16 protein-coding genes and 5 tRNA genes are annotated in these 17,270 nt (G+C 58.8%); 8 read left to right on the forward strand and 13 right to left on the reverse strand.

Going from position 1 to position 17,270, the window contains the following annotated elements:
- Nucleotides 1–45 precede the first annotated feature (45 nt).
- The 8 genes from ACOYXE_RS12795 to gltX form a co-directional block, all read right to left on the reverse strand.
- Entirely contained in the window at nucleotides 46–495 is a 450-nt protein-coding gene (locus ACOYXE_RS12795) for an acyl-CoA thioesterase (protein ID WP_160057138.1), read from the reverse strand.
- Between the two features lie 46 nt (nucleotides 496–541).
- A complete protein-coding gene (locus ACOYXE_RS12800; RefSeq protein WP_160057137.1) occupies nucleotides 542–1,375 on the reverse strand; it encodes an alpha/beta fold hydrolase in 834 nt (277 codons plus the stop codon).
- 30 nt (nucleotides 1,376–1,405) lie between these two features.
- Nucleotides 1,406–1,945, reverse strand: coding sequence for a TetR/AcrR family transcriptional regulator (locus tag ACOYXE_RS12805; RefSeq protein ID WP_007913421.1), 540 nt, complete (start codon nucleotides 1,943–1,945; stop codon nucleotides 1,406–1,408).
- Nucleotides 1,946–2,127: 182 nt separating this feature from the next.
- Nucleotides 2,128–2,203: transfer RNA gene (locus ACOYXE_RS12810), tRNA-Glu, on the reverse strand.
- Between the two features lie 78 nt (nucleotides 2,204–2,281).
- Nucleotides 2,282–2,357 (reverse strand) — tRNA-Ala (locus ACOYXE_RS12815).
- A 53-nt stretch (nucleotides 2,358–2,410) separates the two neighbouring features.
- Nucleotides 2,411–2,486 (reverse strand) — tRNA-Glu (locus ACOYXE_RS12820).
- Between the two features lie 79 nt (nucleotides 2,487–2,565).
- Nucleotides 2,566–2,641, reverse strand: a tRNA-Ala gene (locus ACOYXE_RS12825).
- 256 nt (nucleotides 2,642–2,897) lie between these two features.
- Nucleotides 2,898–4,379 (reverse strand): glutamate--tRNA ligase, encoded by a 1,482-nt coding sequence (gltX, locus tag ACOYXE_RS12830; RefSeq protein ID WP_160057136.1) that lies wholly within the window; start codon nucleotides 4,377–4,379, stop codon nucleotides 2,898–2,900.
- Nucleotides 4,380–4,607: 228 nt separating this feature from the next.
- Between gltX and ACOYXE_RS12835 the strand changes: the two genes are divergently transcribed.
- A complete protein-coding gene (locus ACOYXE_RS12835) occupies nucleotides 4,608–5,657 on the forward strand; it encodes an HlyD family secretion protein (protein ID WP_127926569.1) in 1,050 nt (349 codons plus the stop codon).
- A complete protein-coding gene (locus ACOYXE_RS12840) occupies nucleotides 5,647–7,197 on the forward strand; it encodes an MDR family MFS transporter (protein WP_160057135.1) in 1,551 nt (516 codons plus the stop codon). Before ACOYXE_RS12835 ends, ACOYXE_RS12840 begins: the two co-directional genes overlap by 11 nt.
- A gap of 113 nt (nucleotides 7,198–7,310) precedes the next feature.
- Here ACOYXE_RS12840 and uvrB read toward each other — a convergent pair whose 3' ends face one another.
- Nucleotides 7,311–9,326 carry an excinuclease ABC subunit UvrB gene (gene uvrB / locus ACOYXE_RS12845; RefSeq protein ID WP_008083013.1) on the reverse strand — a complete coding sequence of 672 codons (2,016 nt, stop codon included), beginning with the start codon at nucleotides 9,324–9,326 and terminating at the stop codon, nucleotides 7,311–7,313.
- A 337-nt stretch (nucleotides 9,327–9,663) separates the two neighbouring features.
- On the opposite strand from uvrB, the gene ACOYXE_RS12850 reads away from it, so the two are divergent.
- On the forward strand, nucleotides 9,664–10,860 hold the full coding sequence (locus tag ACOYXE_RS12850; protein ID WP_405121985.1) for an amino acid aminotransferase: 1,197 nt from the start codon (nucleotides 9,664–9,666) through the stop codon (nucleotides 10,858–10,860).
- Between the two features lie 224 nt (nucleotides 10,861–11,084).
- Nucleotides 11,085–11,285, forward strand: a complete 201-nt coding sequence (locus ACOYXE_RS12855) for a hypothetical protein (RefSeq protein ID WP_053118898.1) — start codon at nucleotides 11,085–11,087, stop codon at nucleotides 11,283–11,285.
- Here the strand turns inward: ACOYXE_RS12855 and ACOYXE_RS12860 are convergent.
- Entirely contained in the window at nucleotides 11,282–11,512 is a 231-nt protein-coding gene (locus ACOYXE_RS12860) for a hypothetical protein (protein WP_160057133.1), read from the reverse strand. The genes ACOYXE_RS12855 and ACOYXE_RS12860 overlap by 4 nt on opposite strands.
- A gap of 220 nt (nucleotides 11,513–11,732) precedes the next feature.
- Between ACOYXE_RS12860 and ACOYXE_RS12865 the strand changes: the two genes are divergently transcribed.
- A tRNA-Asn gene (locus ACOYXE_RS12865) sits at nucleotides 11,733–11,808 on the forward strand.
- A gap of 226 nt (nucleotides 11,809–12,034) precedes the next feature.
- Here the strand turns inward: ACOYXE_RS12865 and ACOYXE_RS12870 are convergent.
- Complete coding sequence (locus ACOYXE_RS12870; protein WP_007913403.1) at nucleotides 12,035–13,558, reverse strand: nucleobase:cation symporter-2 family protein; 1,524 nt, start codon at nucleotides 13,556–13,558, stop codon at nucleotides 12,035–12,037.
- A 209-nt stretch (nucleotides 13,559–13,767) separates the two neighbouring features.
- On the opposite strand from ACOYXE_RS12870, the gene ACOYXE_RS12875 reads away from it, so the two are divergent.
- The 3 genes from ACOYXE_RS12875 to ACOYXE_RS12885 are packed head-to-tail and all read left to right on the forward strand — an operon-like array spanning nucleotide 13,768 to nucleotide 15,487.
- The gene (locus tag ACOYXE_RS12875) at nucleotides 13,768–14,262 is read left to right on the forward strand and encodes a PAAR domain-containing protein (RefSeq protein WP_102900938.1); all 495 of its coding nucleotides are present in this window, start codon (nucleotides 13,768–13,770) and stop codon (nucleotides 14,260–14,262) included.
- 49 nt (nucleotides 14,263–14,311) lie between these two features.
- Nucleotides 14,312–15,061, forward strand: coding sequence for a hypothetical protein (locus ACOYXE_RS12880; protein ID WP_160057132.1), 750 nt, complete (start codon nucleotides 14,312–14,314; stop codon nucleotides 15,059–15,061).
- A complete protein-coding gene (locus tag ACOYXE_RS12885; RefSeq protein ID WP_150751578.1) occupies nucleotides 15,062–15,487 on the forward strand; it encodes a DUF4952 domain-containing protein in 426 nt (141 codons plus the stop codon).
- On the opposite strand, the gene ACOYXE_RS12890 is transcribed toward ACOYXE_RS12885, so the two are convergent.
- Together ACOYXE_RS12890 and xth are read right to left on the reverse strand one after the other, a co-directional pair.
- On the reverse strand, nucleotides 15,469–16,311 hold the full coding sequence (locus ACOYXE_RS12890) for an arylamine N-acetyltransferase family protein (protein WP_405121986.1): 843 nt from the start codon (nucleotides 16,309–16,311) through the stop codon (nucleotides 15,469–15,471). The two genes, ACOYXE_RS12885 and ACOYXE_RS12890, sit on opposite strands and share 19 nt — an antisense overlap.
- Before the next feature lie 101 nt (nucleotides 16,312–16,412).
- Nucleotides 16,413–17,207 (reverse strand): exodeoxyribonuclease III, encoded by a 795-nt coding sequence (gene xth, locus ACOYXE_RS12895; RefSeq protein WP_460929524.1) that lies wholly within the window; start codon nucleotides 17,205–17,207, stop codon nucleotides 16,413–16,415.
- Nucleotides 17,208–17,270: the final 63 nt, after the last annotated feature.

A 17,270-nucleotide genomic window follows, 5' to 3' on the forward strand; every position in this document is an offset into this window, starting at 1 on the left:
ATAAGTGACTGACACACCGCTATCGCGAGCAGGCTCACTCCTACATTAGATTTTCGCAGATTCTGAAATATGGATCGCCGGACCATAACCGTCAATGAATTCGGCCGGCATGCGCTTGGGCTTGCCGGTGGACAGCTCGATACAGACGAAAGTGGTTTGCGCACGCAGCAGCGTGGTGTTGTCGCTCGGGCGCTTGAGCTGGAAATGCCGGGTCATTTTCAGGCGCTGATCCCAATCGACGATCCAGGTCGCCAATTGCAGTTCGTCGCCTTCATAGGCGGCAGCCAGATAATCGATCTCGTGACGGACCACGGCCATCGCCCGATCCAATCGCCGATACTCCACCAGATCCAGGCCCAGACGCTGCGAGTGGCGCCAGGCGCAGCGCTCGAGCCAGGTCACGTACACCGCGTTGTTCGCGTGGCCCAGCCCATCGATGTCCTCGGCGCCTACTTGCAGATCAATGGTAAACGGCGTTGCCCGATCCCAGCCCATGCCACACTCCCGGTCAATGTATTCAACCGGGGCAGTGTAACGGAGCTCACGCCGATTGGCGCGCTTGAAGGCTGCGGCCAGCCAGCAGTGATAACACGCCATCAACCACGCGCGGGTCGGCCAGCACACGCTGATGCCCGCCTCCTTCAAGGCGCAGCAAGCGGCTGTCGAACCAGGATTCGTGGATCAGTTGCGACTCCTTGACCGAGACGAAGTTGTCGTCCTCGGCATGCACGATCAGACCGGGCATATCCAGCTGATAGTGAGCGACATCGAGCGTGGCAGCGCGCATGCCAACGTCTTGCTCGACCTGACGGATGAACGCGGAACGCGCTCGAGGGGGCATGCCGACATAGCGAGCGAACCCGCGCAGTACGCCAAGAATGCGTGCAGGCGCGGCGATGCTGACGAGGGTTTCGGTGCGCAAGCCCAATTGCACGGCGAGCATGGCACTGGCGCCGCCCATGGAATGACCGATCACCGCTTGCAGCGGCGGCAATTCGGCAGCGGCTTCGAGCATTGCCCGAGCGAACAACACGACATTGGCTTCACGCCCCGGCGAGCGCCCGTGGGCCGGACCATCCAGCGCGACGACGGTATACCCGGCATCGACCAGTGCAGTGATCAGCGCAGCGAACTGAGTGGGCCGCCCTTCCCAGCCATGCATCAGCAACACCGCCGGGCCTTGGCCCCAGCGCAGCGCCGAGAGACCGAAGCGCAAAGTGATCCGCTCGGAACTTGCCAGCAGCGGCAGCTCCCAATCGCGCAGTGGCAGCGCGCGCGGCGTCATGAACGCCAGACGCATTTTGCTCGCTACCCGTTGCGGTGCAATCCAGCCCAAGGTGCCATTAACGCCACGAACCCACTTCAACGTGTTCATCGCTCTCTCCTCAGGCCTGCTGCCTTCAGGTCAACGCACCGCCGACTTGGCAGCGCGCAGCAATCGATCGGATAAATCTCCCGGGCCCAGCGCCCTGGCGAGGGCCAGACCACCCACCATCAAGGCCACGTCGGCCAGGGCTTTGTCGGTGTCCTCAGGGCTGGACGCCAACTGCGCAATCATCAATTCCAGGTGCTCGTTCAGCGCGATGCGGAACGACTCCGGCAAACGGCCCAATTCACCGATCGAAGCTGGAATCGGGCACGCCGCGTCGCTGGAGTCACGATGCTTGCGCGACAGGTAGAACGCAGCGACCAGGGCGCGGCGCTCTTCGCCGGTCAACTCGGCATCCATGTCGGCAATCAGGTCGCGGCGGCGACCGAGCAATTGCTTGAACGCTTCGAGCATCATTGCGTCCTTGCTTTCGAAGTGCGCATAGAAGCCACCGACGGTGAGGCCGGCGGCGCCCATCACTTCGCCCACGCTCGGGTCAGCCGGGCCGCGCTGAATCAGTGCGGCGCTGGCAGCCTTGAGGATGCGTTCGCGGGTTTGAGCTTTTTTATCGTTCATCGTAGCCTCCGAATATTACGACTAGAATATTATTCGCATAATAATATTCTGCAAGTCAAGGATATGACCGCTGGTCTGAAGCACAGTGTAAGGAAAAAGGAGAGTTGGCCAAACGCCAGACAAACAAAAGGGCCATTCAATAATTGAATGACCCTTATAAAATCCCGCAGAGCGGGTAATCGTGGCGTCCCCTAGGGGACTCGAACCCCTGTTACCGCCGTGAAAGGGCGGTGTCCTAGGCCACTAGACGAAGGGGACACAAACCTTCTATACAACTGATCAGTGCTGAGATCTGATCGATTCAAGGCCGGTGTGGCCAGACCTTGAACTGTAAATTGGTGGAGCTAAGCGGGATCGAACCGCTGACCTCCTGCATGCCATGCAGGCGCTCTCCCAGCTGAGCTATAGCCCCGGATTTTTCGCCTCGCGGCGGAGCGAAGTTTTGCAACATCGCTTCTGTAAAACTGGCGTCCCCTAGGGGACTCGAACCCCTGTTACCGCCGTGAAAGGGCGGTGTCCTAGGCCACTAGACGAAGGGGACGCAAACCCTTCTATACAACTGATCAACGCTGAGTGTTGATCGCTTCGGAGCCGGTGTGGCCAGGCTTCGAAGTGTAAATTGGTGGAGCTAAACGGGATCGAACCGTTGACCTCCTGCATGCCATGCAGGCGCTCTCCCAGCTGAGCTATAGCCCCTCATCGTTGATGTCATCGCTGAGGACGGGGCGAATCTTAAGGGCGTATCGAAAGCCTGTCAAACTTATTTTTGAAAAATTTCAAAGTTTTTCGTCGGCATAACAATCACTTACCGCCCTCCTCCCGAAAAACCGGGACTTGGGATAAAGCATGCCCCTGTAGGAGCTGCCGCAGGCTGCGATCTTTTGATCTGGTTTTTAAAAGCCAACATCAAAAGATCGCAGCCTTCGGCAGCTCCTACAGGGGGGTTAAGCTATCAGGCGATAGCGCCCAGCAGCTTTTCCCACTCTTTGTTTTCTTTCTTCGATACGCCGCCCAGCAGGTCGATCGCCTGACGCAGACGATAACGCGTCAGATCCGGGCCAATGATTTCCATCGCATCGAGTACCGACACCGAACTCGCCTGCCCGGTGATCGCGGCAAACATCAACGGCATCGCATCGCGCAGTTTCAGCTCCAGCGATTCAACCACCGCCTGAATCGTTGCGGTGATGTTGTCCTTCTCCCACTGACGCAGGCTTTCCAGTTTCCACAGGATCAACTGCATCAACTGACGAACCTGATCACCCGAGAGTTTCTTCGACTCAAAAAGCTTGGCATCCGGATTGACGCCACCAGCGAAGAAGAACCCGCCCAGCGGCGCAACCTGGCTGAAGGTTTCAACGCGCCCCTGCACCAGCGGCGCGATCTTCATCATGTATTCCGGGTTCAGCGCCCAGGTCTGCAGACGGCTGGCAAACTCTTCCACCGGCAGATCACGCAGCCACTGGCCGTTGAGCCACGACAGTTTCTCGATGTCGAAGATCGGCCCGCCCAGCGAGACACGCTTGAGGTCGAAGTTGTCGACCATTTCCTGCAGCGAGAACTTCTCGCGCTCGTCCGGCATCGACCAGCCCATGCGACCGAGGTAGTTGAGCATCGCTTCCGGCATGAAGCCCATGCGTTCGTAGAAAGTCACCGAAGTCGGGTTCTTGCGCTTGGACAGCTTGCTCTTGTCCGGGTTACGCAGCAGCGGCATGTAGCACAGCTCTGGTTGTTCCCAGCCGAAGTATTCGTACAGCAGAATCAGTTTCGGCGCCGATGGCAGCCATTCTTCGCCACGCAGCACGTGGGTGATGCCCATCAGGTGATCGTCGACGACGTTGGCGAGGAAGTACGTCGGCAAGCCGTCGGTCTTCATCAGCACTTGCATGTCCATGCGATCCCACGGGATCTCGACATCGCCACGGAGCATGTCCGGCACCACGCAAACGCCTTCGCTTGGCACTTTCATGCGGATTACGTGCGGTTCGCCAGCGGCCAGGCGGGACGCGACTTCTTCTTTCGACAGCAGCAGCGCGCGGCCGTCATAGCGTGGGGTTTCGCCGCGAGCCATTTGCTCGGCGCGCATCTGATCGAGTTCTTCAGCGGTGCAGAAGCATGGGAACGCGTGCCCCATGTCGACCAGTTGCTGGCAGTACTTCTGGTAGATGTCGCCGCGTTCGCTCTGCCGGTATGGACCGTGCGGGCCGCCAACGTCCGGACCTTCGCTCCAGTCGATACCCAACCAGCGCAGGGCGTCGAAGATCTGCTGTTCGGACTCGCGGGTCGAACGCAACTGGTCGGTGTCTTCGATCCGCAGGATGAACTCACCGCCATGCTGCTTGGCAAAGCAGTAGTTGAACAATGCGATGTAAGCGGTACCTACGTGGGGGTCCCCGGTAGGCGATGGCGCGATGCGAGTGCGGACGGTGGTCATGGCATGTCTCGAAAAGAATGAAAAGCAAAACAATCAAGCGGCGAATGGTAACAGGCGACACCCGCCCCGCTCCAGCGGGCAGGGCATTTAAGCCAAGTTTGCGTCTGTAACGCCCGTAAGCCGTGGTGAATGGGCAAATATCAACGGATGGCATTTACCGTTTATCGGCTGTATGCCAGATTCGCCTGCTGATAACTTTCCTTACAATTCCTCGACTACAGTTTGCCCATGCCTGCCCAACTCAAGCGTCGCCTGCTGATTTTCCTGCTGCTCGTCCTGCTGATCGCCGGGGGCTTTTTCGCCCATTGGTTTTTCAAGGGACGCTTTTATGAAAGCACCGACAACGCCTATGTCCAGGGCGAAATCACCCGTGTCTCGAGCCAATTGAGCGCGCGCATCGACGAAGTGCTGGTGCAGGACAATCAACACGTGGAAAAAGGCCAACTGCTGGTGCGCCTGGAGCCGAATGATTTCCGTCTGGCCATTGATCGGGCCAACGCCGCCCTCGCGACGCGCGAGGCGGAACGCCTGCAAGCGCAAAGCAAATTGACTCAGCAAGCCAGTCTGATTGCTTCCAGTGACGCGCAAGTGGCGACTACACAAGCAACGCTGGGCCGCTCGCAGATGGATTTGTCGCGCGCCGAAACCCTGCGCAAACCCGGTTATGTTTCCGAAGAACGCGTGACCACCCTCTCCGCTGACGCGCATATCGCCCGTTCGCAAGTAGCCAAGGCGCAAGCCGACGCACAGGGCCAGCGCCAACAGGTCAACGCCCTGAACGCGGAAATCAAACGCCTCGACGCACAAATCGCCAACGCCCGCGCCGATCTCGCGCAAGCCGAACTCAACCTGACCCGCAGCGAAATCCACGCGCCAATCAGTGGTCTGGTCGGCCAGCGCGCCGCGCGTAATGGTCAAGTGGTGCAGGCCGGCGCCTATCTGCTGTCGATCGTCCCGGACGAAGACATCTGGGTGCAGGCCAACTTCAAGGAAACCCAGATCGGCCACATGCAGCCCGGGCAAAAAGCCGAGCTGACCTTTGATGCGTATGGCGACACGCCAATCGAAGCGCGGGTCGACAGCCTGTTCGCTGCTTCCGGCGCGCAGTTCAGCCTGCTGCCGCCGGACAACGCCACCGGCAACTTCACCAAAGTCGTGCAACGAATTCCGGTGAAACTGACCTTCAAGGCCGACAACCCGCTGCACGGCAAGATCCGTCCGGGCATGTCGGTGACCGCCACCGTGAATATCAAAGACGCCCCGGACAATGGCCGGTGATTCGCTGATCCGCCCGGTCGGCGAACCGACCCGGCGCGATTGGATTGCAGTGATGAGCGTGATGCTCGGCGCCTTTATGGCGGTGCTCGACATCCAGATCACCAACTCGTCGCTGAAAGATATTCAGGGCGCGCTGTCGGCGACGCTGGAAGAAGGCTCATGGATTTCCACCTCTTATCTGGTCGCGGAAATCATCATGATTCCGCTGACCGCGTGGCTGGTGCAGTTGCTCTCGGCGCGACGTCTGGCGGTGTGGGTGTCACTGGGCTTTCTGGTTTCATCGCTGCTGTGCTCGATGGCCTGGAGCCTGGAGAGCATGATCGTCTTCCGCGCCATGCAGGGTTTTACCGGCGGCGCGCTGATCCCGCTGGCGTTCACCCTGACCCTGATCAAACTCCCCGAACACCACCGCGCCAAAGGCATGGCGATGTTCGCCATGACCGCCACCTTCGCGCCGTCCATCGGCCCGACGCTGGGCGGCTGGCTCACGGAAAACTGGGGCTGGGAATACATCTTCTACATCAACATCCCACCGGGCCTGATCATGATCGCCGGCCTGATGTACGGGCTGGAGAAGAAAGAAGCGCACTGGGAACTGCTGAAAAGCACCGACTACACCGGCATCCTCACGCTGGGGATTGGCCTCGGCTGCTTGCAGGTGTTTCTGGAAGAAGGCCATCGCAAGGACTGGCTGGAATCAAGCCTGATCGTGACGCTGGGCAGCATTGCGCTGGTGAGCCTGATCACTTTTGTGATCGTGCAGATATCCAAACCCAATCCGTTGATCAACCTCGGCATTCTGCGCAATCGCAACTTCGGTTTATCGAGTATTTCCAGCCTGGGCATGGGTGTCGGGTTGTACGGCTCAATTTATCTGTTGCCGTTGTACCTGGCGCAGATCCAGAACTACAACGCGCTGCAGATCGGCGAAGTGATCATGTGGATGGGCGTGCCGCAGCTGTTTCTGATTCCGCTGGTGCCGAAGCTGATGAAGATTGTTTCGCCGAAATGGCTGTGCACGCTTGGCTTTGGATTGTTCGGGCTGGCGAGTTTTTCGTCGGGAGTGCTAAACCCGGATTTCGCCGGGCCGCAGTTCAATCAGATCCAGATCATTCGCGCGCTGGGGCAGCCGTTGATCATGGTGACCATCTCGCTGATCGCCACGGCGTACATCCTGCCGCAGGACGCAGGGTCGGCGTCGAGTCTGTTCAATATCCTGCGTAACCTGGGCGGTGCGATCGGGATTGCTCTGTTGGCGACGCTGCTGGATGCGCGCACCAAGACTTACTTCGACTATTTGCGCGAGGCGGTGGTGCCGACCAATCCGCAGGTGGCGGAACGGTTAGCGTCGATGACGGATCGGTTTGGTAGTGACACGGCAGCGTTGGGCAAGTTGAGCGAGATCGTCCATCAGCAGGCGGCGATCATGGCCTACAACGATGCATTTCACTTTGTCGGGATTGCGTTGGGGATCAGCATGTTGGCGATTTTGTTGACCAAAAAACTGCCGCAAGGGCTGAAGGCTGGGGAGTCTCATTAAGACCGAGTCGCCCCATTCGCGAGCAGGCTCGCTCCCACAGGGGTTTTGTGAACGACACAGATCCAAGGTGGGAGCGAACCTGCTCGCGAAGAGGCCCGCTCAGGCAATGAAGATCAAACAGCCAAAAGCCGCTCACGCAGTTTGGCAATCTCATCGCGCATCTGCGCCGCCGCTTCAAACTCCAGATCCCGCGCCAGTTGATACATCTTCTCTTCCAGCGCACGAATGCGCTTGGTGATCTCGCTCGGCGAGCGCAATTCGGCTTCGTACTTGGCGTTCTCTTCGGCGGCCTTGGCCATGCCTTTGCGCTTCTTGCTGCGCGAGCCCGGCACGGTGGCGCCTTCCATGATGTCGGCGACGTCCTTGAACACGCCTTTCGGGGTAATGCCGTTTTCCAGGTTGAAGGCGATTTGCTTGTCGCGACGACGCTCGGTCTCGCCAATCGCTCGCTCCATCGACCCGGTCATGCGGTCGGCGTAAAGAATCGCCCGGCCATTGAGGTTACGCGCCGCGCGGCCGATGGTCTGGATTAACGAACGTTCGGAGCGCAAAAAACCCTCCTTGTCCGCATCAAGAATCGCCACCAGCGACACTTCCGGCATGTCCAGGCCTTCGCGCAGAAGGTTGATACCGACCAGTACATCAAAAGTGCCGAGACGCAGATCGCGGATGATCTCGACCCGCTCGACGGTGTCGATGTCCGAGTGCAGGTAACGTACGCGCACGCCGTGGTCAGCGAGGTAATCGGTCAAATCTTCAGCCATACGCTTGGTCAGCGTGGTGACCAGCACACGCTCTTCGATTGCCACGCGCTTGGAGATTTCCGACAGCAGATCGTCGACCTGCGTCAGCGCCGGACGCACTTCAATCTGCGGATCGACCAGCCCGGTCGGACGCACCAGTTGCTCGACCACACGCCCGGCGTGCTCGGCTTCGTAGTTGCCCGGCGTCGCCGAGACAAAAATGGTCTGCGGGCTGACCCCTTCCCACTCGTCAAAACGCATTGGCCGGTTATCCAGCGCCGACGGCAAGCGGAAACCGTATTCGACGAGGGTTTCCTTACGCGAACGGTCGCCCTTATACATCGCGCCGACCTGCGGCACGCTGACGTGGGATTCGTCGATCACCAGCAAAGCGTCAGCAGGCAGGTAATCGTAAAGGGTTGGCGGCGCGGCACCGGCCGGACGCCCGGACAGGTAGCGCGAGTAGTTTTCGATGCCGTTGCAGTAACCCAGTTCGAGGATCATTTCCAGGTCAAAACGGGTGCGCTGCTCCAGCCGCTGGGCTTCCACCAGTTTGTTGTTGCTGCGCAGATATTCGAGACGCTCCTGCAGTTCGACCTTGATGTGTTCGATGGCGTCGAGCAGGGTTTCCCGTGGCGTCACGTAGTGGCTCTTCGGGTAGAAGGTGAAGCGCGGCATCTTGCGGATGACTTCGCCAGTCAGCGGGTCGAATGCGGAAATGCTTTCGACTTCGTCATCGAACAACTCGATGCGTATCGCTTCCAGGTCGGATTCCGCTGGGTAAATGTCGATCACATCGCCGCGTACACGGAACGTCGCACGGGCAAAATCCATGTCGTTGCGGGTGTATTGCAGGTCGGCCAGACGCCGTAGCAACGCACGCTGATCGAGTTTGTCACCGCGATCGACGTGCAGCACCATCTTCAAATAGGTTTCCGGGCTACCGAGACCGTAGATGCATGACACCGTGGTAACGATGATCGCGTCCTTGCGCTCAAGCAGCGCTTTGGTCGCGGACAGGCGCATCTGTTCGATGTGGTCGTTGATCGACGCGTCCTTCTCGATGAAGGTGTCGGACGACGGCACATAGGCTTCGGGCTGGTAGTAGTCGTAGTAGGAAACGAAGTATTCGACGGCATTGTTCGGGAAAAACGCCTTGAACTCACCGTACAACTGCGCGGCGAGGGTTTTGTTCGGCGCCAGCACCAGCGTCGGGCGCTGAATCTGCGAGATGACATTGGCGATGCTGAAGGTCTTGCCCGAGCCGGTCACACCGAGCAGCGTCTGGTGCGCCAGGCCGGCTTCGATGCCCTCCACCAGTTGGCGAATGGCCTCCGGCTGGTCGCCGGCGGGTTCGAAGCGGGTGACGAGCTGGAATTCGGACATAAACACCTCTGGAATCGCGGCATTCCGAGTAAAACGGAGCACCACGGGGACGACCGCAAACGACCAGTGTCGCGCAAGAAAAAAGCTGGATTGTGCTCAATGTGGTGGCGATTGCCTCACCTTTCAAGGCAAACGTCCTACATCCGGTAAAGACTCTGACACGAGCAGTCGACTAACGGTCAAGAAATAATCGGAAAAACTTGGCCTAAAAGCCGAATCGCCTGTCGCCATTGTTCAGTAATGGCCTCTATACTAGCTCCCCGTTTGTGCACCGCTCTAGTGCATCCGGCTGGAGCGCGACACGTCCCTCCATTCTCCATTCAGAGCCGCCGCAATAATGAGCCTGTTCTCCGCTGTCGAAATGGCACCCCGCGATCCAATCCTGGGCCTCAACGAAGCATTCAACGCCGATACCCGGACCACCAAGGTCAACCTGGGCGTGGGTGTTTACTGCAACGAAGAGGGGCGAATTCCACTTCTGCGCGCCGTGATCGAAGCCGAGACGATTCGCGTCGCTCAACACGCTTCGCGCGGTTACCTGCCGATCGATGGCATCGCTGCCTACGACCAGGCCGTACAAAAGCTGCTGTTCGGTAACGACTCGCCGCTGATCAGCGCCGGTCGCGTCATCACCACTCAGGCTGTCGGCGGGACCGGCGCACTGAAAATCGGTGCCGACTTCCTCAAGCAACTGCTGCCGAACGCCGTTGTGGCGATCAGCGACCCAAGCTGGGAAAACCACCGCGCGCTGTTCGAAACCGCCGGTTTCCCGGTGCAGAATTACCGTTACTACGACGCCGCCACCCACGACGTTAACCGTGCCGGCATGCTCGAAGACCTCAACGCCCTGCCGAACGGCTCGATCGTTATCCTCCACGCGTGCTGCCACAACCCGACCGGCGTCGACCTGACCCCGGCGGACTGGAACAACGTACTGGAAGTGGTCAAGACCAAAGGTCACGTGCCGTTCCTCGACATGGCTTATCAGGGTTTTGGCGACGGTATCGACGAAGACGCCGCTGCCGTGCGTCTGTTCGCTGAATCCGGCCTGACCTTCTTCGTCTCGAGCTCGTTCTCCAAGTCGTTCTCGCTGTACGGCGAGCGCGTTGGCGCCTTGTCGATCATCAGCGAATCGAAAGAAGAAAGCGCGCGCGTGCTGTCGCAAGTCAAACGCGTGATCCGCACCAACTACTCCAACCCGCCGACCCACGGTGCAAGCATCGTCGCTGCTGTACTGAACAGCCCGGAACTGCGTGCGCAGTGGGAAGCCGAGCTGGCCGAAATGCGCCTGCGCATTCGCGGCATGCGCGAGCAGATGGTTGCCCTGCTGACCGAGAAAGCACCGGGCCGCGATTTCAGCTTCGTTGGTCGTCAACGCGGCATGTTCTCCTACTCCGGCCTGACCACTGAGCAAGTGCATCGCCTGCGTAACGAGTTCGGCATCTACGCCCTGGACACCGGCCGCATCTGCGTGGCGGCGCTGAACCAGAGCAACATCAAGGCTGTAACGGATGCGATTGTTCAGGTCATCTGATTTCGCCGCGTGATGAAAAACGGGAAGCCTTGGGGCTTCCCGTTTTTTATTGTCACGAATAACGCCCCATACCCTCTAGACTGCACACAAATCAAACTGTAGGAGTGAGCCTGCTCGCGATAGCGGCGTGTCAGGTAATGAATCTTCGGCTGACACGACGCTATCGCGAGCAGGCGAAGGCCTACAGGTTTTGTGTACACCCGAGATTTCTGAAGAGACCCCATATGAAAAACGACAACCTGCGCGCCGACCGTGACGATCTGGATGATTTCATCCCTCGCGCCTCGGCCAAACGCGAAAAAAGCCTGGTGCTGCAAGTCGCCGCCGGGGTGTTCCTGGGTGGCCTGGTCCTGTGGCTGGTGCAACTGGCAGCCACAGCGGCTTACGCCAAACTGATGCTGGGCACCATTACCTTCGGCAGTTAAGCCAGTTCGCTCGCGCGCTGAGTGGCGGCATCGTCATAAGCGACATACAGCGATTCGGCGATCTGGCTTTTGATCGCCTTGGTGCTTTCCAGGCCGAGGACAAAACCTTCAGCCTTGCCGCCGGCGCGGTTCAATTCTTCAGCGGTGCCAGCCTGAGTGATTGCGTCGAAGAGTTTTTCGGCGTGTGGACCGACGCCTTTAGGCAGGCTGATTTGCGCGATGCTCATGCGAACACCTCGTTGTTGCGGGACAAATGGTTCATGACGCGGACCTTTTTCGGCGAATGGCCGGCAGCGCGTGTGACCACTTCCGGGCGGCCATGGTAGACCTCTGCTACGGTTCTGGTAACCGCCAATCGCTGACAAACCACCGTCCGTCCCGAGAATTCACTCGTTTTTGCAACCGGCGCTTGACTTCTCTTTTTGAATCAGTAACATACGCACCAATTCCGCAATAGCTCAGTTGGTAGAGCAAATGACTGTTAATCATTGGGTCCCTGGTTCGAGTCCAGGTTGTGGAGCCAAATAGCAAAGCCCCTGAATCGAGAGATTCAGGGGCTTTTTTGTGGGCGCTCGAAAAGCTCAAAAGATCGCAGCCTTCGGCAGCTACAGGTTCAGCGTTCATCCGCAGAATCGGCAAAGTATGAGATCTGTGTAGGAGCTGCCGAAGGCTGCGATCTTTTGATCTTGAAATGAAGAAGGGCCGATCTGTGGTTAACAGATCGACCCTTTTCTATTCAGCCACAGCGGTCAGACATGCTCGCTGCTTTTCACCTGCACCTTCGGCGCACCGTGCCCATGATCGTGATCATCAGGCTCGATGACTGGCACTTCCTTGCCATCGCAGTCGTGCAACTTGCCGTCGCTGAAGTAATCGCCTTCACGCAGCGCTGCCAGATCGCGATAACGCAACGTCCGCTCTTCGGCTGCGGCAAACACCGATTGCTGATCCGAGTTACCGGCGGTGAAGTGGTTGAAGGCCAGGTTGAGCAGGATCGCCATGATCGCCGACGAGCTGATGCCCGAGTGGAAAATGGTCGCGAACCAGCTTGGGAAGTGATCGTAGAAGTTCGGCGCAGCAATCGGGATCATGCCGAAACCGATCGAGGTGGCGACAATGATCAGGTTGACGTTGTTGCGATAATCAACCTTTGACAAGGTACGGATGCCGCTCGCTGCCACGGTGCCGAACAGCACGATACCGGCACCACCGAGTACCGAAGTCGGCACTGCCGCAATGACCCGACCCATGAATGGCAGCAGGCCGAGGATGACCAGGAAGATACCGCCTGTGGCCACCACGTAACGGCTCTTGATCCCGGTGACCGCCACCAGCCCGACGTTCTGGGCGAACGCACTCTGGGTGAACGAACCGAAGATCGGCGCAAACATGCTCGACAGCATGTCCGCCCGCAGTCCATTGCCCAGACGTTTGGAATCGACCTTGGTGCCGATGATTTCACCGACCGCCAGAATGTCCGCCGAAGTTTCCACCAGCGTCACCATGACCACGATGCACATCGACAGGATTGCGGCGAAGTGGAAGGTTGGCATACCGAAATGGAACGGCGTCGGGAAGCCGAACATCGGGCCGGTGGTGACGCTGGAGAAATCCGCCATGCCAAGGAACACCGCCAGCACCGTACCGATCACCATGGCCAACAGGATTGACAGACGCGAGATGGTCGAGCTGCCGACCTTGCTCAGCAGCAGCACCAATACCAGCGTGACCGCCGCCAGACCGATGTTCTGCATGCTGCCGAAGTCCGGCGCATGGCTGTTACCGCCCATGGCCCAGCGTGCGGCCACCGGCATCAGCGTCAAGCCGATGGTGGTGATCACGATTCCGGTGACCAAGGGCGGGAAGAACTTGGTGATGCGCGAGAACACCGGTGTGATCAATAAGCCTATCAAGGACGCCGCAATCACTGCGCCCAGCACCGACTGAAAGCCGCCCTCCCCGCCACTGCTGACGATCGCGACCATGGTCGCCACGCCGGAGAACGACACGCCCTGTACCAGCGGCAACTGACAGCCAAAAAACGGCAGACCCAGGGTTTGCAGCAGTGTCGCCAGCCCCCCGGCAAACAATGAAGCAGCAATCAGCAAACCAATGTCCGCCGGCGACAGGCCGGCCGCCTGGCCGATGATCAGTGGCACCGCAACGATACCGCCGTACATGGTCAGAACATGTTGCAGGCCGTAAGCCATATTCGCGCCGACCCCGAGATTTTCGTCCTCGGGCCGTTGGTGTGAAACATGGGGCGTTTTCATGGTGGGGGGTTCCCTGGTTTTTGTTATGCGCACACTGTATTCAAAACTCGCGACAAGTGTCCATGGTTTTGTATACAAAAAACAGCGGAGGGTTACTCATCACTCAAACGGCCTGACCACTTGAGTGCTCCCCTATCACGTGGCAGGATCAAGCACCACGCCGTACGGATTAATGGATGCCCGCTGCCGGGCAAGAAAAGGACATCACCATGAGTGGAAAGCCCGCTGCACGCGCAACAGATGCCACGACATGCCCTGCCCATGCGGCACAGAAAATAGTTGCCGGCTCCCCCGACGTATTCTTCGATGGTTTGCCAGCCGCGCGCCTCGGCGACCCCGCCTCTTGCGGCAGCTCCATCAGCGGCAACATTTCCGCGACCGTTTTCATCAATGGTAAAAACGCCGCCACGCAAGGCAGCCTGGGCAGCCACGGCGACGTTATCGTCGGCGGTTCCGGCACCGTCATCATTGGCCAGAGCGGCGGTGGCGCAGCGATCAGCCCCGTTCCGCCGATCAACTTGGGTTTCGACGAACAGTTCACGTTGCTGGACGCCGATGGCGAGCCCGTACCCGACTTCGCTTACAAGATCACCACCGCGTCGGGCAAGGTAATCCGCGGTGTCACCAATGAGCGCGGACTGACTCAAAGAGTGTCGACCCGCGCGAGCGAAATGCTGCATCTGGAGCCTGACGACCTAGCCTGAGCAGAAAAAAACCAGCGGCTGAATTCACCTGAAAGGAGCTGTAACCAGCATGGCGCAGGCAATCCTCAACAATAACCAGGCTCCCTCGAACCGACAGGGTGGCAGTACGCATCCGGCGGTCGTTGTCACCAAATACACCAAACGGGCTGACGAAAACGGTTGGCTGAGTGTCAAACTCGAGCCTAAGGGCACACTTGTCGCCCTCTGCGAATACACCAAAGTGACCTTCACCAAGGAATCCGGTGGTCGGACCTACTTCCGCATCGCCGACGGCAATTCTGAGTTCGTCGGGCAGACGGCCAGCCTGAAAACCGAAAATGCCTTGAAGTACCTGATGGATACCCCGCCAACGGCGCCGGCCACCGTCAAGGTCAAGTACACCGGTGCACCGGCTCATGCGGTCTCGGAGTTCAAAGGCAAACTCCTGCAGCAATGGGCACAGGTCAGCTTCAATGGAAAAACGGCGAAGGTGACGCTGAACAGCCAGTGGGGCGGCGAATTTACCCCGATTCCTCCCGGACGCCACCGGATCATGGCACCCGACCGCTCCCACGGAAATATCTCCACAGGTGGCTACAAGGCACAAGGTAATCTGCATTGCACCGACGTCTGGTTTCCCATTGAACTGCAAGGCACAAAAGGCAACAGCAGTCGTTACATCCACGTCGGCCATTTGTCCGACGGCTGTGTAACCTTTTATGAGCTGATCAAATGGAACGATGTTTACGACTACCTGATCTGCCGGCGAGTCAAAGGTGAAGGCGGGAAATATGTCGGTGAATTGCTGGTGGAGAAATAATTGAAACGGTTGCTACTTATCCGATTGATACCCGCGCTGTTGCTGGTCATTGCCAACAGCGCCAGTGCCGACTTTGGCTGTGATGACTTTCTGTCGAAGCTCGCAGACAAGCCATCGTTTGTTGAATTCAAAGGCTGCACACAGGCGCTTGATCGCATGGGCCAGCCATTTTCCGCCAGCTATGAAGTATCCGGGGCCAATGCTTCGAAAGCCGAACAGTACCTTGAACAGCACTTCGGGATTTCGCCGATCACGCGCGCCTGTTGTGTCTGGGACTCGACCCAAAATGGATTCAGAGATCCAGCAACAGGCATCAACTACCTGATCAGCATTGGCTCAGAGGAAACAGAGGTCAGGCAACGGGAGTCGTGGGCGAAGATCAATCGCTTCACGATCCAGGTCGATGCTTACGCTGAGGATCCCTGACCAGGCTGGATAAGGTGTCCGAGCACCGGCCTTAACAACTCTGGGCGCGCGACACGTATCCCGAACTCAACCTCAAGCAGATCGAGTAGATCCTCGACGTCCGCGACCTCACGCCGCTCGCTCTCGGCGCCCATGCGGTGAACAGCGAAACTGCCGTTATTCAGCGTCTTGCGCCAGCCCTCCCCGGTGCGCGCCACCATCAGACGCTGGCTGAACGGTGACTCAGGGTGAGTCGAGACATACCAATTGCCGACGGTGTAATCGATGTCTTCCTGGCGTTGCAGATCGAACAGGTACATCGGCCGCCATTCCCCCGCCACGTTGGCACGCAGCATGTAGCCGTCGGCCTGTTTTTCAATGCGATAAGGTTCGTGTGGCGTTGGTTGCTCCGCTTCGGTGTCGAGCAGCAGCGGTGCAGTCGGCACCATGCCACCAAAACCGACATCGGTGATGTAGCGCACATCGTCGATGGTCACCAGACTCAAGCGGTGCGTGCGCGCCGTCCAGCTGCCTTCCGGCTGATTCATCACCACGCGCCCGCTGATGGCCCGTGTATCGAAGCCCAGCTCCAGCAACAGGGCAAAGAACAGGTTATTCAGTTCATAGCAGTACCCACCGCGCCCACCGAGCAAGACTTTTTCTTCAATGGACGGCAGATCAATCAGCACCGGTGCACCGGTTATCGTCGCCAGATTCTCGAAAGGGAAGACGCCGGTATGGCGCAGTTGCAACTGCCGCAGGCTGTCCAGCGCCGGCGCGGGCGGTGTGTCGAAGCCCAAACGTTGCAGGTACAGCTTCAGATTCGTCAGGCGTGGCTCACTCATTGCTCGATCCTTATGCATGGGGCCGCAGGTCACTGCGTTGATGGTCGCCATGTATACGGGATCGGGCACTGTTTTCGACAATTGATTTCGCCAATCGCCCGCTAGCGTTTCTTGCGTGAACCGATACGAATCCACGTCGGCGCATGGTCGCTGGCATGCGGCTCGTTGCGCACCCAGGCGTCGACCCCGGCCTCGTGCAAATAGGAACTCAGCGCCGGGTTGAGCAGCAGATGATCGATGCGCAGTCCGGAGTTGGTTTGCCAGTGCTGGCGAAAGTAGTCCCAAAACGTATAGAGGCGATCCTCGGGGTACAGATGCCGCAGCGAATCGGTCCAGCCTTGATCGAGCAGGCGCTGGTAGCACTCGCGACTCTGCGGTTGCAGCAGCGCATCCTTGAGCCAGGAGCGGGTGTTGTAGATGTCCATATCAGTGGGCACGACGTTGTAATCACCGGCCAGCACCACCGGGTGATCGCTGCTTTGCAGGTCTTTCGCATAGCTGATCAGCCGCTCGAACCAAGCCAGTTTGTAATCGAATTTCGGACCGGGCTGCGGATTGCCGTTGGGCAGGTACAGGCACCCGACCAGAACGCCGTGCACCGCTGCTTCCAGATAACGGCTGTGCTTGTCATCCGGATCGCCCGGCAGACCGCGTCGACTCTCCAGCGGTTGCGCATCACGGGCGAGAATCGCCACGCCGTTCCACGACGCCTGGCCTTGCCAGATCGCGCCATAACCGGCGGCTTCCAGTTCTGCGGCGGGGAATGCCGTGTCGACAGATTTGAGTTCTTGCAGGCAGGCGATGTCCGGTTGTTCGCGCTTGAGCCAATCCAGCAGATTTGGCAGACGCGCGCGCAGGCCGTTGACGTTGTAGGTGGCGATCCGCAGGTTTTTCATCGGCTGAGGCTCCTGCCCATGGGCTGTGAAAATTGTGACCTCGTGAACATCGCCACGGTTGCA

Source organism: Pseudomonas sp. MC6, from assembly GCF_054790575.1.